Origin of the sequence: Rhodococcus sp. KB6, assembly GCF_001445685.1 — a bacterium.
GTDB classification, from domain to species: Bacteria; Actinomycetota; Actinomycetes; order Mycobacteriales; family Mycobacteriaceae; genus Rhodococcus_F; species Rhodococcus_F qingshengii.
In genome coordinates, this window is the sequence record NZ_LNAK01000057.1 from 1 (window position 1) to 13964 (window position 13964).

Consider the following 13964-nt stretch of genomic DNA (forward strand, 5'->3'; position numbering starts at 1 on the left):
CCGTGGAAATCTGGAACGTTCACTACAATTATCATCGACCGCATTCAACACGCGGAGGACGACCGCCCGCCGCTTACCGCCGGCACCGCGTAACTAACGTCCGTTCCTCATACACCTAGGGCGTGCAGAAACGAAGCGCAAAGATCCTGAACAGGGGTTTTGCGCTTTGCTCTGCCGATTATGTGCGAAGGATGTGGCATGTGACGGGGTCCGACATGGTCCAGTTCAGTACCTTGGTAATTGTTTCACTGCTTGTTGCTTTTTATGGTGGAACATTTCTGATTTCTCTTCGTATTGGTAAGAAACAGGAAAATGCCGACGGTTTTATGACCGCCGGAAACAAATTAGGATTTGGTGTTTCGGCCGCGAGCATGACGGCCACCTGGATTTGGGCGTCGTCGATGTACGCATCTGCCACTTCTGGCTACACCTACGGAATCTCCGGCCCCATTCACTACGGTTTGTGGGGCGCGTTGATGATTCTCTTCATTTATCCGTTCGGCCAGCGAATTCGCAAAGTAGCGCCGAAAGCCCACACCCTGGCTGAGGTCATGTACGCGCGGCACGGACGCTCGAGTCAGCTGATGCTCGCGGGCTCCAATATCGTCGGCAGTCTCATCAGTTTGATGTCGAACTTCCTCGCTGGTGGTCTGCTGATCGCGTTGCTTTCGCCGTTCAACTTCATCCAGGGTGTGTTCATCGTTGCGCTGGGCGTTTTGCTGTACACGTTGTGGTCGGGCTTCCGCGCTTCGGTGTTGACCGACTTCGTTCAGCTGATCGGAATGCTCGGTGCGGTAGCGGTTTTGGTGCCGTTCATCTTCTTTGCGGCAGGGTTCCCGGCAGCCTTCGAATCCGGGGCAGGCAACCTTACTGCTGAGCAGGGCAACTTCTTCTCGAGCGTTGCCTTCTTCGAGCAGGGCGCGCCGTACATCGCGGCAGTTCTTGCCTACGCAATCGGCAACCAGACCATTGCCCAACGTCTGTTCGCGGTCCGCGAAGACCTGATCAAGCCCACCTTCATCACCGCAACCGTCGGATACGGCGCAACGGTCATTGGTGTCGGAATGCTGGGTGTTCTCGCTCTGTACCTCGGAATCGAGCCGATGGATGGTGACGTCAACAACCTGATTCCGCAGATGGCCGCGTCGTACCTGCCCGGAATTTTGCTGGCCGTCTTCTTTGTCATGATCATCGGCGCGCTGTCATCGACGGCAGACTCGGACCTTGCTGCGCTCTCGTCCATCGTGATGACCGACGTTTACGGCCAAGCCGTCGCAGGCAAGGCCAATGCGAACCCTCGACGGATGCTGCTCATCGGCCGAGTAACGATGATAGTTGCCACGGCGGCGGCTATCTCCTTGGCAAGTCTGCAACTGAGCATTCTTGATCTGTTGGTGTTCGTCGGCGCGCTGTGGGGCGCGCTGGTGTTCCCGGTTATCGCGAGCTTCTATTGGGGAAAGGTCACCAACAAGGCCTTCACTGTGTCGGTTCTGGTGGCGCTTGCCGCCTTCTTGCCCGTCCGATTCAGTTGGGTGCCGATGGATGGGATGTTCGGGCTCTTCTCCGACATCGTTGCCGTTATCGGTATCGGAGTGGTGCTGGGACTCATGGTATTTGGATTCTTCGGTCTGAAGGTTGCGCAGATCGTCGGTGGCCTGGCGATCGTGCTGTCCGCGCCGTTCGCGATCGGCTTCCTGCACGATTACCCAACGCTCAGCGGATCTTTGGTGGCCTATGCCGTCAGTACCGTCGTGTGCTTTGCGATGTCCGTCAATCAGCGTGAGACGTTCGATTTCGAACTGATCAAGCAGCGGACGGGAGACTTCGACGATGACGAGCTTCCTGCCGTGGGAGCGTCCGGAAAGTAACCGTCGAGACAAGTGGAAGGAATACGAATGAGTACAGCTCTACTGACCATTTATGTTCTGATCTGGCCGGCGTTGGTCTTGGTCGTGCTGGGAGTCATCAGCAAGGGATTCTTCAAGGATTGGGCAACTGCTCGCCGCAACGGTGAGGATCTGGTCTAACTTTTCACGCCGCCACCGACGGACTTCTTGTCGGTGGCGGCGGTCATATTGCGTCGGACACTGGGGGCAGCGTTATAGTTGCCCAGTGCAACACGACGGAGCAACGGCGCTCACCGGTCCACCAGCCGTTCATGACGAGCTGGTGCACCTGACGCGGCAGTTGATGACGGGGGATCGGCATTCCGATGACCACCCGTCGATCGCCCAGCATTCGTTCCTCTCCTTCATCGGCCGCAATGACGGATGCAAGGCCACGGAGATCTCCGAAGTCTTCGGCGTCAACCGCTCGACCATCTCGCGCCAAGTGCGCGGGTGCATCGAGGCAGGCTGGGTATATGCCGATCCGGGATCCGTTCGTCAGGGCAATCCGCTGCACCTCACGGAGGCTGGCCGCAAATACCTCGACGCCGCCGACGCGCGTCGGCTCGACCAAGTCGCCGGCAGGCTGCACGATTGGACCGAGTCCGAGGTCGCAGACTTCGCCCGCGCACTCCACCGCTTCAGAACCAGCATCGAATCGCAGACCAACGGAGATGACACCCTGTGAGTGAGTACAGCGCCAAAGCCCAGTTCACCATCTCCGACAACGAGTCCGTGGTGCACACCGTCTTCACTCACGCCGAGCGCACGCCCGAACTGACGGTGTTCTCCCGCCCCAAGGGCGAGGGTTGGGTAGACGTCACAGCCAAAGAGTTCGCCGAGCAGGTCACCGGCGTCGCAAACGGTCTCATCGCCGCTGGCGTGCAGGCAGGCGACCGCGTCGCACTCCTCTCCGCGACCCGATACGAGTGGACGCTCTTCGACTTCGCCATCTGGGCGGCCGGCGCCGCTACCGTCCCGATCTACGACTCGTCGTCTCAGGGGCAGGTCAGCTGGATCCTCGAAGACTCCGAGGCCGTCATCGCAATCGTCGAAACCGGCGCGCACGAGCAGCTGTTCCAGGACGCGCCAAGCACTCTCAAAGCCGTCATGCAGATCGACGACGGAGCAGTCGAGAAGCTAACCGCACAGGGTGCCGACGTCGACGACACCGAGCTGAAGAAGCGACTCGCGGGCATCAAGGCCGACGATCTGGCGTCACTCGTCTACACCTCCGGCACGACAGGCCGTCCCAAGGGATGCATCCTCACGCACCGCAACTTCCTGTCCGAGGTGCGCGGGATTCTCACGGCATCGATCGGCAAGGTGGCGGTTCCGGGAAACCGAGTCCTGACCTTCCTGCCGCTCGCTCACGTACTGGCCCGCGCGGTGTCCCTCGCGACGTTCGAAGCTGGTGCGTCGCAGGCCCACTGGTCCGACTTTGCCACCATCACAACCCAATTCGAGCGATACAAGCCCAACACCATCCTCGGTGTTCCGCGTGTCTTCGAAAAAGTTCGTGACGGCGCAGCACGCAAGGCGGAGTCCGGTGGAAAGATCCCAGGCGCGATCTTCGCTTTCGCCGAAGCCACCGCCAAGGAATACAGCCAAGCGCTCGACAATGGCGGTCCCTCGCTGATCTTGAAGGCGAAGCACGCAGTGGCAGACAAGCTCGTGTATTCGAAGCTTCGTGAGGCTCTCGGCGGCGAGTGCTGGTTCGCGATCTCCGGCGGCGGCGCCCTGACTCCTGAGCTGGGGCACTTCTTCCGTGGGCTCGGAGTTCCGATCTACGAGGGTTACGGTCTCACTGAAACCACTGCGGCGCACTGCGTCAACGTCCCGGGTGCTCAGAAGATCGGAACCGTCGGACAGCCGATGGGCGGCAACGGGGTTCGCATCGCCGAGGACGGCGAGATCGAACTCAACGGCGGGGTTGTCTTCAAGGGCTACTGGAAGAACGACAAGGCCACCGAAGAGTCGTTTGTCAACGGCTGGATGCGCACCGGGGATCTCGGTGAACTCGACAGCGACGGTTACCTTTCCATCACGGGACGCAAGAAGGATCTACTGGTGACGGCGGGCGGCAAGAACGTCTCGCCCGGCCCGATGGAAGACCGTATCCGTTCACATTCCATCGTCTCGCAGGCAGTCGTCGTCGGTGACGGGAAGACCTACATCACGGCGCTGCTGACCGTCGACCCCGAGGTGTTCGAGAAGTGGAAGGCCGAGAACGGCAAGCCTTCTGGTGCCACCGTCGCCGAACTACGTGACGACAAGGACCTTCGAGCGGAGCTGCAGAAGGCCGTCGACGACGCCAATGCCGCTGTCTCACATGCGGAGTCGATCAAGAAGTTCGTCATTCTCGATCGCGATCTGACCGAGGAAGACGGTGAGATGACAGTGACGCTCAAGATCAAGCGCAATGTCGTCGTCGATCGGTTCTCGAAAGAGATCCAAGGAATGTACGCGAAGAGCTAGGCGCGTTTGGGGAACTGCTCGCGGTAGGCCATCACGTCATCGAGGCGGAACCTGCGGTGGGTGCCGCGTAGTTCGATCGGAAGTTTCCCGGCGTCGGCGAGTTTGCGTACATACGTGTCCGAAACGCCGAGGATCTCTGCTGCCTGCGAGGTGGTGAGGAGTTCTGCGACGGGCCCGAGGGCGACGCTGTCTCCGGCAGCGAGGTAGGTCAGGAGCTGCACGACGGCGTCGCCGACCGACGGCGGAATCTCGATGCTCACGCCGTCGAACACCAGCGTGGTCGTGTCCGTCGAGGTTTCAGCTCTCAGGGCCAGAGCCGTCTTGATCCGCTCGGCAGCGTCGCCGTCGACTGCGGAAACAATGTGGTCGATGCTCACGCGATTATCTCCGATCGAAGGCAGTGTTTCGCAAGCATAGACAGCGACAGTGTCCGTCGGCACGCTGGCTAGCGCCGTGTGCGTTGCATTACATGAGTGCCGTGAGTGGAAAACTATTTACCCACGTAGATCGGAATTCGAAGGTTTTGGCGCCCAAAGATATTCGACTCGACGCATTTGTAACTCACCAAATTTGGTGTACCCGCAAGTAACATCCTGAGCGTGGCTAGACGATCGGTAACGGTGAGATTCGACGTAGAGGAACTGAGGGCCCTAGAGACCCTCCAAGAGCTCACGGGCGCGGACATTTCCAGCGTCATACGTGAAGCTGTGATCGAACATGCGCGTCGATGTGTCGCGCAGGGAAAGCCCCGCGACATCACCGAGCGACGAAAATCGCTGACCTTGCAGGAAGCCTTCGCCAAGTACTCCGCGTTGTGCACCGACGAGGAGCGGGAAGCGTCTTAGCGCTCAGTCGATGCAACGGTGAGCGGTTGAGTTCACAGTGATTCTGACTGTGGCGCTGGGTAGTTCGTCCGAGGAATATTACGGCAACAGAAGTGTTGCGTAGACCTCTGACAGGAGCTGGCCAGTGACGGACGTCCTCGAACTCTCCACCGATGTATTGGTGATCGGTGGTGGCCCCGCCGGCGCATGGGCAGCGTTGCGCGCGGCCAAGGCCGGTGCAGACGTCGTCCTGGTCGACAAGGGCTACTGCGGAACGAGCGGCGCAACGGCCCCCTCCGGAACGGGTGTTTGGTACGTCGAACCGGATACGACTGCCCGTGAGCGGGCAAAGGCCGGACGCGAGGCGCTCGGCGGATATCTTGCCGACCACCATTGGATGGACCGCGTCCTCGCGCAAACCTACTCCAACATGGACCTCCTCGCGGTGGAGGGCAGATATCCGTTCCCCGTCGACCCCACCACGGGCAAGCAGATCCGCACCGGCTTGCAGGGGCCTGAGTACATGCGACGGATGCGCACCTGGATTCGTCGAGCCGGCGTGCGGATCCTCGACCATTCGCCGGCACTGGAGCTGTTGGTGGACGGTGAAGGACGAGTTCGCGGAGTCGCCGGATACCAGCGTCACGAACATCAGGACTACCGCGTCTCGGCAGGCGCGGTAGTGGTCGCCAGCGGAGGTTGTGCGTTTCTGTCCGGTGCGCTGGGCACCAACGTCGATACCGGTGACGGTGCATTGATGGCAGCGGAAGTCGGAGCCGAGTTCTCCGGCATGGAGTTCTCCAACGCGTACGGAATCGCAGCGGCCGGATCGACGATCACCAAGACGGCTTACTACGCGTACGCGACGTTCTTCCACGCAGACGGAAGAGTGCTCGAAGGGGCCGGTTCGGCGAAGGGGAGGTCCGTCATCGCCAGCACGTTGCGGAACGAGCCGGTCTTCGCGCAGATCGATCGGGCCGACGCCGAGGTGCAGCGTCGAATGAGACTGGGGCAACCCAACTTCTTCCTTCAATTCGATCGCCGCGGAATCGATCCCTTCACCGACAAATTCGAGGTCGGCATGCTCGCTGAAGGCACGGTGCGCGGCACTGGGGGAATCAACGTCGTCGACGACGATTGCGCGTCATCCGTTCCAGGTCTGTTTGCCGCCGGGGACGCAGCGACCCGAGAGCGAATCTGCGGAGGGTTTACCGGCGGGGGAAGTCACAACGCCGCGTGGGCGATGTCCTCTGGTTCATGGGCGGGAATCGGTGCTGCGCGCTATGCGCTGTCGGTCGGACGCGGGGCTACCAGTGGTCTACGCGGAGCCGGAACCGTCGCATTGCGTAATCCGGTACGAACCGGGTTTACTGCCGACGATGTGGTGAAAGCTGCTCAGGCGCAGCTGATTCCCTTCGACAAGAACTACCTCCGCAGCGGTGATCGAGTATCCGCAGCGCTTGGTGAGCTCGAATCGCTCTGGGGTGCAGTGAGTGCGGATCTGGGCGCGGACCCAGCAGGTCGGATGGCGGCGCGGCAGGCTGCCGCAATCACGGCCGTCGGTCGCTGGATGTACCACTCGACGTTGGCGCGGACCGAGACTCGGGGAATGAGCAAGCGGGACGATTATCCCGAACTCGATGTGACGCAGCACCATCACGTCCTCACCGGCGGTTTGGATTCGGTGTGGACCCGGACTTCTGAATCTGTCGGGTTTGCACTGGTGGCGTCATGATCGAGCTGGTTTCTGCGCCTGACTGCATCGGCTGCGACAAGTGCGTAGACGTCTGTCCCACAGATGTTTTCGACCGGACGCCCTCGGGCGTCCCGGTGATTGCGCGCCAATCGGATTGCCAGACCTGCTTTATGTGTGAGGCCTATTGCCCGACGGATGCGCTGTATGTGCATCCGCAATCCACACCGTTGGAAACGGCCGATGTGATCGAGGACGATCACATCGGCCGCTACCGAGAGAAGATCGGATGGGGCAAGGGGCGGGCACCTGGGTCGCTGACTGCGGTGGGTCCCGAGGTGCCCCGTCCGGTCACGACCTGACGAGAATCTTGACCGCCGTGTCGTTGTGCTCGATCAGTGTGGTGAATCCTTCGGAGATCAACTCTTCGAGCTGAATGCGACCGGTGATGAATGGCGCCAGATCGACGACACCGTCCTGGACCATCTTGATGACCGCTTCATGGTCACGTACGTACGCGATGGTTCCGCGTAGATCGATTTCCTTGAGGACCAGCTTCTGCATGTCGATGGTCGCGGGCTTGCCCCAAATCGACACGTTGACAACAACTCCGGCGGGCCTGACGGTGTCGAGCATGGTGTCGAGGACGGCGTTGACGCCTGCGCACTCGAATCCGATGTCTGCGCCGATACCTCCGCTGAGTTCGAGGACACGCGCCTTGACGTCTTCGGTGGTGGGATCGATGACGTAGTCGGCCACGCCGCTGGAGAGAGCCTTGGCTTTGCGGGCTTCGCTGAGTTCGGTGACGATCGTCGTAACACCAAGCCCCTTGAGGACTGCCGCAACGAGGAGTCCGATCGGTCCGGCTCCGCCCACGATGGCGACGTTGCCGCTTTCGGCTCCACTGCGTACGACGGCGTGATGGGCGACGCTCAACGGTTCGATGAGAGCTGCCTCGTCGAGCGGGATGTTGCCGATCTTGTGGATCCAGCGACGGTCGACGACGACCTTCTCGCTGAGTCCGCCACCGCCGCCGGCCAAGCCGATGAACCCCATCTTCGTACACAGGTGGTAGTTGCCCGCCTTGCACGGGGCGCACTCGTTGCAGACGAAGTACGGCTCGACGACAACATTTTCACCGACCTCGACGTCCGTGACACCTTCGCCGACCTCTTCGACGGTGCCGGAGAACTCGTGGCCCATCGTGACCGGCGCATTCTCGTGTGAGAGTGGATGCGGGTGGCCCGGTGCGGAGATGAAGATCGGTCCCTCGAGGTACTCGTGGAGATCGGTGCCGCAGATTCCGCACCATGCGACCTTCAGCTTGACTGTTCCTGGCCGCAATTCGGGCTCAGGGATCTCTTCGATCCGGATGTCTTTCTGCCCGTGGAACCGTGCTGCCTTCATTGATCCGCACCTCACTTCGTTGTGAATCCCCTGGTAGATCGACGCTAGGCCGATTATCGGCGTGGGTGAAGGGTTGCAACGGAATGCAATGGGGTGGAACCGATCGGTGCTGGCGAGCGTCCAATACTGTGAGCGGGTCGCGAACGAGGGGGAGTGCTGTGGGAGTGAGGGGTGCAGTGGTCTTGGTCGCGGCCGCGTTTTTGGTTGGGGGTTGTTCCTCGACGGTCGAGGGGCATGCGGTTCGCCCAGATGGAGCTGATGGACTCTTCGATCCATGTTCGGCGATCCCGGACGATGTTGTCTCGAGTCTTGGCGTTGACGTCGGGACGGAGGACAATGGAGTGCTCGGCGTACGTCAAGCGGAGTTCGAAATCTGTAGCTGGGAATCCGACTGGTACGCGCTGGGCGTTTGGTCGACATTTCACACGCTTGACGACGTTCGTCGAAATCCCAAGGACACTGACATCCGTGATGCTCCAATGGTTGCTCCCGGCGCTGTCATCTTTCGCGAGGTCACCGACGTCCAAAAAAATCTGTGCATGGTCGCGATTCCAGTTGTTCAGGGTGCGGTGTTCGTAAGAGTGGACGCATTTCTGGGCGAGCGACACCAGGAGGAAGTCTGTGCATTGGCGACCCGCCAGGCGATCGCCCTGCTGGCGTACTTACCAAAGTGATACTTGCGTTGAGAGGGATGGCGGCAATGGTTGAGATGTTTTCACTCGATCCGAAAACTGCGGAACTACTGCGCGATTATTGCGGCGACTGGCTTGCTGAGTTGCGCAACCTCTCCGTTCCCGCTCAGCGATTGGGAACAGTTGACGGCTTCGGGACTCTGGGTTCGGCGCAGGCGTTGCGGGACAAGTTCGCGCAGAAGGCTGTCGGTGGTCCCGATGCGCTGGTCGATGTGTTGGCGAGTCATATCGCGGTCGTGGAGGCAATGCAGGCTCAGTTTCAAGCCTGCATCGACAACGCATTGGAACAGGCGTCGTCGAACGTATCGACTTTGAGGTCGATCGACCAACCGAACTGAGTCAGTGGATGTGTTGCTGCCAATCGGCTGGGACACGACCCTTAGGCCCCGGCGTCGGCTGATCTACGGGATGTGAAGTGGGCGCCGCCAATTCAGGTCCGTCGTACGCCTCGTTGGTTTCGAAGCTCCAGAACCAATCCTCACCGGGTTCGTAGCTCTGCATGAACGGATGCTTCGTCGAGGCCGCATGATTGCTCGCGTGCTGTGACGGTGAGGAGTCGCAACACCCCACGTGACCGCATTGCGCGCATCGACGCAGGTGGACCCACCAACCGCCGCTCGCATCGCATTCAACGCATCCCGCGCCACTAGGCGGCACGCTCGGATCGATCCCCGCTGGAAGTCCGTCGGTCATGGTCCACCCTCTCGCTGACTGAAGTCGGTCATTTCATCGTGCGCTTTGCCTACCGGCCGTGCAAGGGCGACTAGTCGTCGCGCGTATCCCGCGGTGGGCCCGCGATTGGCAACAAAACTCTGAACCGGGTGTTACCGGGCTCCGACGTGACCCGCAGCTCACCACGATGCTTGCCGACCACAATTCGCCATGAAATATCAAGGCCGAGACCGGTTCCCTCACCGACAGGCTTAGTCGTGAAGAAGGGTTCGAAGATCCTGTCGATGACGTCATCGGGAATCCCGGCGCCGGTGTCGCAGATCTCGATGCACACGCGGTCGCCAGCGCGGCTTGTCCGAACGGTGAGTGTTCCCGATCCGTCCATGGCAGACACCGCATTGTCGATCAGGTTGGTCCACACCTGATTGAGTTCGGCGGCGTAGGCGTCGATCGGAGGCAACGCAAGGTCGTACTCCTTGACGACTTCGATTCCGCTTCCGATCTTTTGCCCCAACATGATCAACGTGCTGTCGAGCAATTCGTGGACATCGATGGTCTGGAAGGGAGCGCGATCCATCTGTGAATACTGTTTGGCCGCACCGACGAGCGTCGAGATCCTCGTTGTGGAGTCGGCGATCTCGTTCATCAGGAGTTCGGATTCGATGGTGTAATTCAGCCAGCGAATTGCGCCTTCGAGTACGGACTCGTCAACGGCTGCAGCAACGTTCTCGAGCCAAGCGGTGTCGAGTCCAGCCTGCACGAAGGTCGGAGCCAGGTCCCAACCTTCTCGAATCGAATGATCCTCGAACCATTCACCCAACGAATCCTCCCGATCGGAGGCTTCGAGGGGAGTGAGCGTCGGCGCCTTGGCGACAACCTCTGCAACTTCCTCTTGAAGTCGCATGAGAGTGACGAGGGCATCGCGGTCGTAGGTGCCCGATGCAACCATCCCCAGTTTGTGACGCATGCCTGCAACACGCTCGCGCAAAGAGGCTGTCGCTCGAACCGCTGCGGCTGCAGGGTTATTGAGCTCGTGAGTCAACCCGGCCGACAGTGATCCGAGTGCAAGGAGTCGCTCTCGCTGATCGATGATCTGCTGAGTGTTCTTCTTGCCGAAGAAAACACCTTCGAGTAGATGAACCGCCATTGGAAACCACTCGCGCATCGCGTTGCCGAACTTGTCGGCGTCCAGGACGAAGAACGTCGAAGGAGTCGTCACTCGCATCGACCCCGCGTAGACCTGCGGTACACGATCGCCGAGATACGCCGTCCAGCCTCCCGAGTAGACGCCGCGCTGGGTGGTCCTGTTGATCTCGATGTCTTCGCCGCCCGACAGCTTGGACAGCACCACCTCGCCCTCGATGAGGACGTAGAAGCAGGTGGCAGGCTCACCTTCGAGGTAGACCTGACCTCGATCGATCTCGGTGATATGGCCTGCCTGGCAGAGTGATTCGAGCTGATCGTCGGTGAGCTTCTCGAAGAGGAACAGGGTGCGAAGCAAGTCTGGGCTGCATTCAGGAATGGACATCGAATCTCCCTATTGTTGAGCGAGATAGCGGTGGACGAACATCACGGCCATCGCGCCCTCTCCGACGGCCGACGCGACGCGCTTGGCCGATTCGGCGTGTACGTCCCCGGCGACAAACACTCCGGGGACACTGGTTTCGAGATGATGTGGTGCGCGGTCGAGCGGCCACCCGTCCGGGGTGACGCCTTCGGACGGAAGGTCCGGGCCGGCAAGAACGAAGCCATTTCCGTCGCGGACCACCACGTCGCCGAGCCAGTCGGTGAGGGGAGCGGCTCCGATGAAGATGAACAACCACTGAGCATTGACAGTGTCTTCTTCTCCGGTGGCTCTGTTACGCAGTGTGATTCGTTCGAGGTGATCGTCACCCTCAGCGCCGACTACCTCCGTGCACGTGCGCACGGTGATCTTCGGATTCTTTTCGATCTGCTGAATCAGGTAGTAGGACATCGAGGCTTCGAGCGAGTTGCCGCGAATGAGAATGGTGACGGACCTAGCTCCGCGGGAGAGATAGACCGCAGCTTGCCCTGCCGAATTGGCGCCGCCGACTATGTACACATCTTGTTCGCTGCACCGAGCGGCTTCGGTGACGGCCGATCCGTAGTAGACCCCTCGGCCGGTGTATGTATCGAGTCCCGGCGCCGAAAGCTGGCGATAGGAAACACCGGTCGCCAAGATGACCGAATGGGCGTCGACCGACGAACCGTCGTCGAAACGCACTGTGCGGGCCGAGCCGTTGATTTCCAAACCGGTGACGTCTCGCGCGGTGATGACCTCGGCGCCGAACTTGGTTGCCTGGCGCCTCGCCCGATCGGCCAACTGTGCGCCGGACACTCCGTCGGGGAAGCCGAGGTAATTCTCGATTCGTGAACTCTGGCCGGCCTGACCGCCGGTCGCCCGCCGTTCGATGAGAACCGTCCGAAGTCCCTCCGAAGCGCCGTACAGAGCAGCGCCCAGACCCGCAGGGCCGCCGCCGATGACAACGAGATCGTAAAAGTCTTCGGAGAGGGTGGTACTCAACCCGAGTTTGTCGGCGAGTTCGGCGTCAGTGGGCTCGACGAGGACATCCCCATTGGATGCGATGACGACGGGAAGCCGCAGTTCGTCGGTACCGGCAGCCGAGAGCAGTCGTTGGCCTTCCGGCTCGTCCGACATGTACCAGCGATAGGCAAGTTGGTTGCGTGCCAAGAACTCTCGAACGTCGGAGGATCGCTCGGACCAACGATGGCCGATCACCTTTGTTTCCTCGGCGGGGTGATGACTCGAGCTTGCCCAGGCATCGAGCAGCGCATCGATGACGGGGTACAGTTTCTCCTCCGGCGGATCCCAAGGCTTGAGGAGGTAGTGGTCGAGATCGACGACGTTGATGGCGTCGATCGCAGCATCAGTATCGGCGTAGGCGGTCAGTAGAACGCGCCGAGCTACGGGATACAGGTCCATTGCCTGTTCGAGGAACTCGATTCCACTCAAACCAGGCATGCGGTAATCGGCGACGATGACAGCGACTGCATCGCCGCGAAGTTTCATTTCACGCAAGGTCTCGAGAGCCTGGTCGCCGGTCTCCGCACGAATGATTCGGTACTTCTCTCCGTACCGTTTGCGGAGGTCTCGAACGACGGCACGCGAAACACCAGGATCGTCGTCGACGCTGAGGATCGCTGGTTTGGCCGGGGCTTTCGGTGCGCTCACTCGGTGCCTTCCCGAAGTCGTAGTCAACCTCTCCAGTATGCGACTGCTGAGCTGAGCGTCAATCGCTGGAGATGCGCTCTGAGTGAACCAGGAATCGTGACCTGGGAATTTCAAGATTGCGGGAACCGATCGAGCCTCCGGTGCATCCAATACAGTGGGTCCACATCAACAGGGGGTGCCATGCGGGGGTCGGTGGGGGTTGGGCGACTGCTCATGGCTGGGGTGTTGGTGTGGGCTGCGGCAGGATGCAGCTCAGTCGTGGAGGGGGCGGCTGAGCCTGCATCCGGCCAAGAGGGTCTGTTCGATCCGTGCAAGGACATCCCGGACTCGGTGTTGGAAGAAGTGGGGCTTGATCCGGCTACCGAGGAAGTTGATATCGCGGGAGTTGAGCAGCCTGGATGGAGAATTTGCTCATGGGCGGGAACGTGGTTCTTCGTGTCAGTTCTCTCCAACCGATACACCCAGATTGAAGTGACCCGAAACCCGGAATATGCGGAGTTTGTTGAAATGACGATTGGCGATCGCGCGGGTATCCGGTTCCAGCGAGGAAGCGATGCAGCAGCCGATGGGTGCTACGTGGCTTTTGCGGCAACGCAGGGTTCGGTGTGGGTAAATGTCGAAGCAAAGGCCGGGGTCACGCACCAAGAGTCGGCGTGTGAATTGGTTGCAGACGTCGCAGAACACCTCGATGGAAACCTCCCGCGGTGAGCACGGCGAGGGGGCTTGTGATTGTCGAGCCCGATGTTGCGAAACCGATTGTATGTGCTTGTAATTCGCTGCTCGACGAGCTGCGAGCGATGGTGCTCATGTGTGAGCGAATCGGAGACGTGAAGGGGATGGGAACACTCAAGTCTGGGCAGGACCTCGCCGCGAAGTTCTCCAAGAAGGCCGTCGGCGGTGAAGATTCGTTGGAGAAGTCGTTGAACAGCCACATCCAGGTAGTCACCGAGATGCGGGACTTCTTTCAGCAATGCGTCGACCGCTACGGCGAAGTCGACGACTCGAATGCCTCCGCACTGGCAAGCGTCGAGACCCCTCGATAGACACAAAAAATCTCGCTGAGCCGATGGCATTCGACTCAGCGAGACTTGGGTGACG

16 protein-coding genes and 1 pseudogene are annotated in these 13964 nt (G+C 60.4%); 12 read left to right on the forward strand and 5 right to left on the reverse strand.

All coding sequences use genetic code 11. From position 1 onward, the window contains the following. The 5 genes and pseudogenes from ASU23_RS34810 to ASU23_RS11720 all read left to right on the forward strand — a co-directional run. Positions 1–119: pseudogene (locus ASU23_RS34810) on the forward strand (IS481 family transposase); the annotation flags it as partial. Between the two features lie 96 nt (positions 120–215). Continuing rightward, positions 216–1868, forward strand: coding sequence for a sodium:solute symporter family protein (locus ASU23_RS11710; protein WP_172827044.1), 1653 nt, complete (start codon positions 216–218; stop codon positions 1866–1868). 27 nt (positions 1869–1895) lie between these two features. Continuing rightward, positions 1896–2027: a putative transporter small subunit gene (locus ASU23_RS34495; RefSeq protein ID WP_003941363.1), complete on the forward strand. Its 132-nt coding sequence runs from the start codon at positions 1896–1898 to the stop codon at positions 2025–2027. Between the two features lie 85 nt (positions 2028–2112). Further along, positions 2113–2574 (forward strand): MarR family winged helix-turn-helix transcriptional regulator, encoded by a 462-nt coding sequence (locus ASU23_RS11715; protein ID WP_058037963.1) that lies wholly within the window; start codon positions 2113–2115, stop codon positions 2572–2574. Continuing rightward, positions 2571–4364, forward strand: coding sequence for a long-chain fatty acid--CoA ligase (locus tag ASU23_RS11720; RefSeq protein WP_058037964.1), 1794 nt, complete (start codon positions 2571–2573; stop codon positions 4362–4364). The genes ASU23_RS11715 and ASU23_RS11720 overlap by 4 nt, the downstream gene beginning before the upstream one ends. Here ASU23_RS11720 and ASU23_RS11725 read toward each other — a convergent pair. Next, a complete protein-coding gene (locus tag ASU23_RS11725) occupies positions 4361–4741 on the reverse strand; it encodes a helix-turn-helix domain-containing protein (RefSeq protein ID WP_058037965.1) in 381 nt (126 codons plus the stop codon). The genes ASU23_RS11720 and ASU23_RS11725 overlap by 4 nt on opposite strands. A gap of 222 nt (positions 4742–4963) precedes the next feature. On the opposite strand from ASU23_RS11725, the gene ASU23_RS11730 reads away from it, so the two are divergent. The 3 genes from ASU23_RS11730 to ASU23_RS11740 all read left to right on the forward strand — a co-directional run bounded on the left by ASU23_RS11730 (position 4964) and on the right by ASU23_RS11740 (position 7243). Then, positions 4964–5209, forward strand: coding sequence for a hypothetical protein (locus tag ASU23_RS11730; RefSeq protein WP_231915792.1), 246 nt, complete (start codon positions 4964–4966; stop codon positions 5207–5209). 124 nt (positions 5210–5333) lie between these two features. Next, a complete protein-coding gene (locus ASU23_RS11735) occupies positions 5334–6923 on the forward strand; it encodes an FAD-dependent oxidoreductase (protein ID WP_058037966.1) in 1590 nt (529 codons plus the stop codon). Continuing rightward, positions 6920–7243: a ferredoxin family protein gene (locus tag ASU23_RS11740; protein WP_007726052.1), complete on the forward strand. Its 324-nt coding sequence runs from the start codon at positions 6920–6922 to the stop codon at positions 7241–7243. The genes ASU23_RS11735 and ASU23_RS11740 overlap by 4 nt, the downstream gene beginning before the upstream one ends. Here ASU23_RS11740 and ASU23_RS11745 read toward each other — a convergent pair. After that, positions 7233–8288: a 2,3-butanediol dehydrogenase gene (locus ASU23_RS11745; RefSeq protein ID WP_003941279.1), complete on the reverse strand. Its 1056-nt coding sequence runs from the start codon at positions 8286–8288 to the stop codon at positions 7233–7235. The genes ASU23_RS11740 and ASU23_RS11745 overlap by 11 nt on opposite strands. Before the next feature lie 83 nt (positions 8289–8371). Between ASU23_RS11745 and ASU23_RS33325 the strand changes: the two genes are divergently transcribed. Then, positions 8372–8962 (forward strand): DUF3558 domain-containing protein, encoded by a 591-nt coding sequence (locus ASU23_RS33325; protein WP_253741301.1) that lies wholly within the window; start codon positions 8372–8374, stop codon positions 8960–8962. 26 nt (positions 8963–8988) lie between these two features. After that, a complete protein-coding gene (locus ASU23_RS11755) occupies positions 8989–9318 on the forward strand; it encodes a hypothetical protein (RefSeq protein WP_253741297.1) in 330 nt (109 codons plus the stop codon). Between the two features lies 1 nt (position 9319). Here ASU23_RS11755 and ASU23_RS11760 read toward each other — a convergent pair whose 3' ends face one another. The 3 genes from ASU23_RS11760 to ASU23_RS11770 all read right to left on the reverse strand — a co-directional run bounded on the left by ASU23_RS11760 (position 9320) and on the right by ASU23_RS11770 (position 12866). Further along, positions 9320–9673: a UBP-type zinc finger domain-containing protein gene (locus tag ASU23_RS11760; RefSeq protein WP_058037968.1), complete on the reverse strand. Its 354-nt coding sequence runs from the start codon at positions 9671–9673 to the stop codon at positions 9320–9322. A gap of 70 nt (positions 9674–9743) precedes the next feature. Next, positions 9744–11180: an ATP-binding protein gene (locus tag ASU23_RS11765; RefSeq protein ID WP_058037969.1), complete on the reverse strand. Its 1437-nt coding sequence runs from the start codon at positions 11178–11180 to the stop codon at positions 9744–9746. A 9-nt stretch (positions 11181–11189) separates the two neighbouring features. Beyond that, a complete protein-coding gene (locus ASU23_RS11770) occupies positions 11190–12866 on the reverse strand; it encodes an FAD-dependent oxidoreductase (RefSeq protein ID WP_058037970.1) in 1677 nt (558 codons plus the stop codon). Between the two features lie 213 nt (positions 12867–13079). On the opposite strand from ASU23_RS11770, the gene ASU23_RS11775 reads away from it, so the two are divergent. Further along, positions 13080–13574 (forward strand): DUF3558 domain-containing protein, encoded by a 495-nt coding sequence (locus ASU23_RS11775; RefSeq protein WP_082661388.1) that lies wholly within the window; start codon positions 13080–13082, stop codon positions 13572–13574. Between the two features lie 128 nt (positions 13575–13702). Next, positions 13703–13909: a hypothetical protein gene (locus ASU23_RS11780; protein WP_253741299.1), complete on the forward strand. Its 207-nt coding sequence runs from the start codon at positions 13703–13705 to the stop codon at positions 13907–13909. Positions 13910–13964 lie beyond the last annotated feature (55 nt).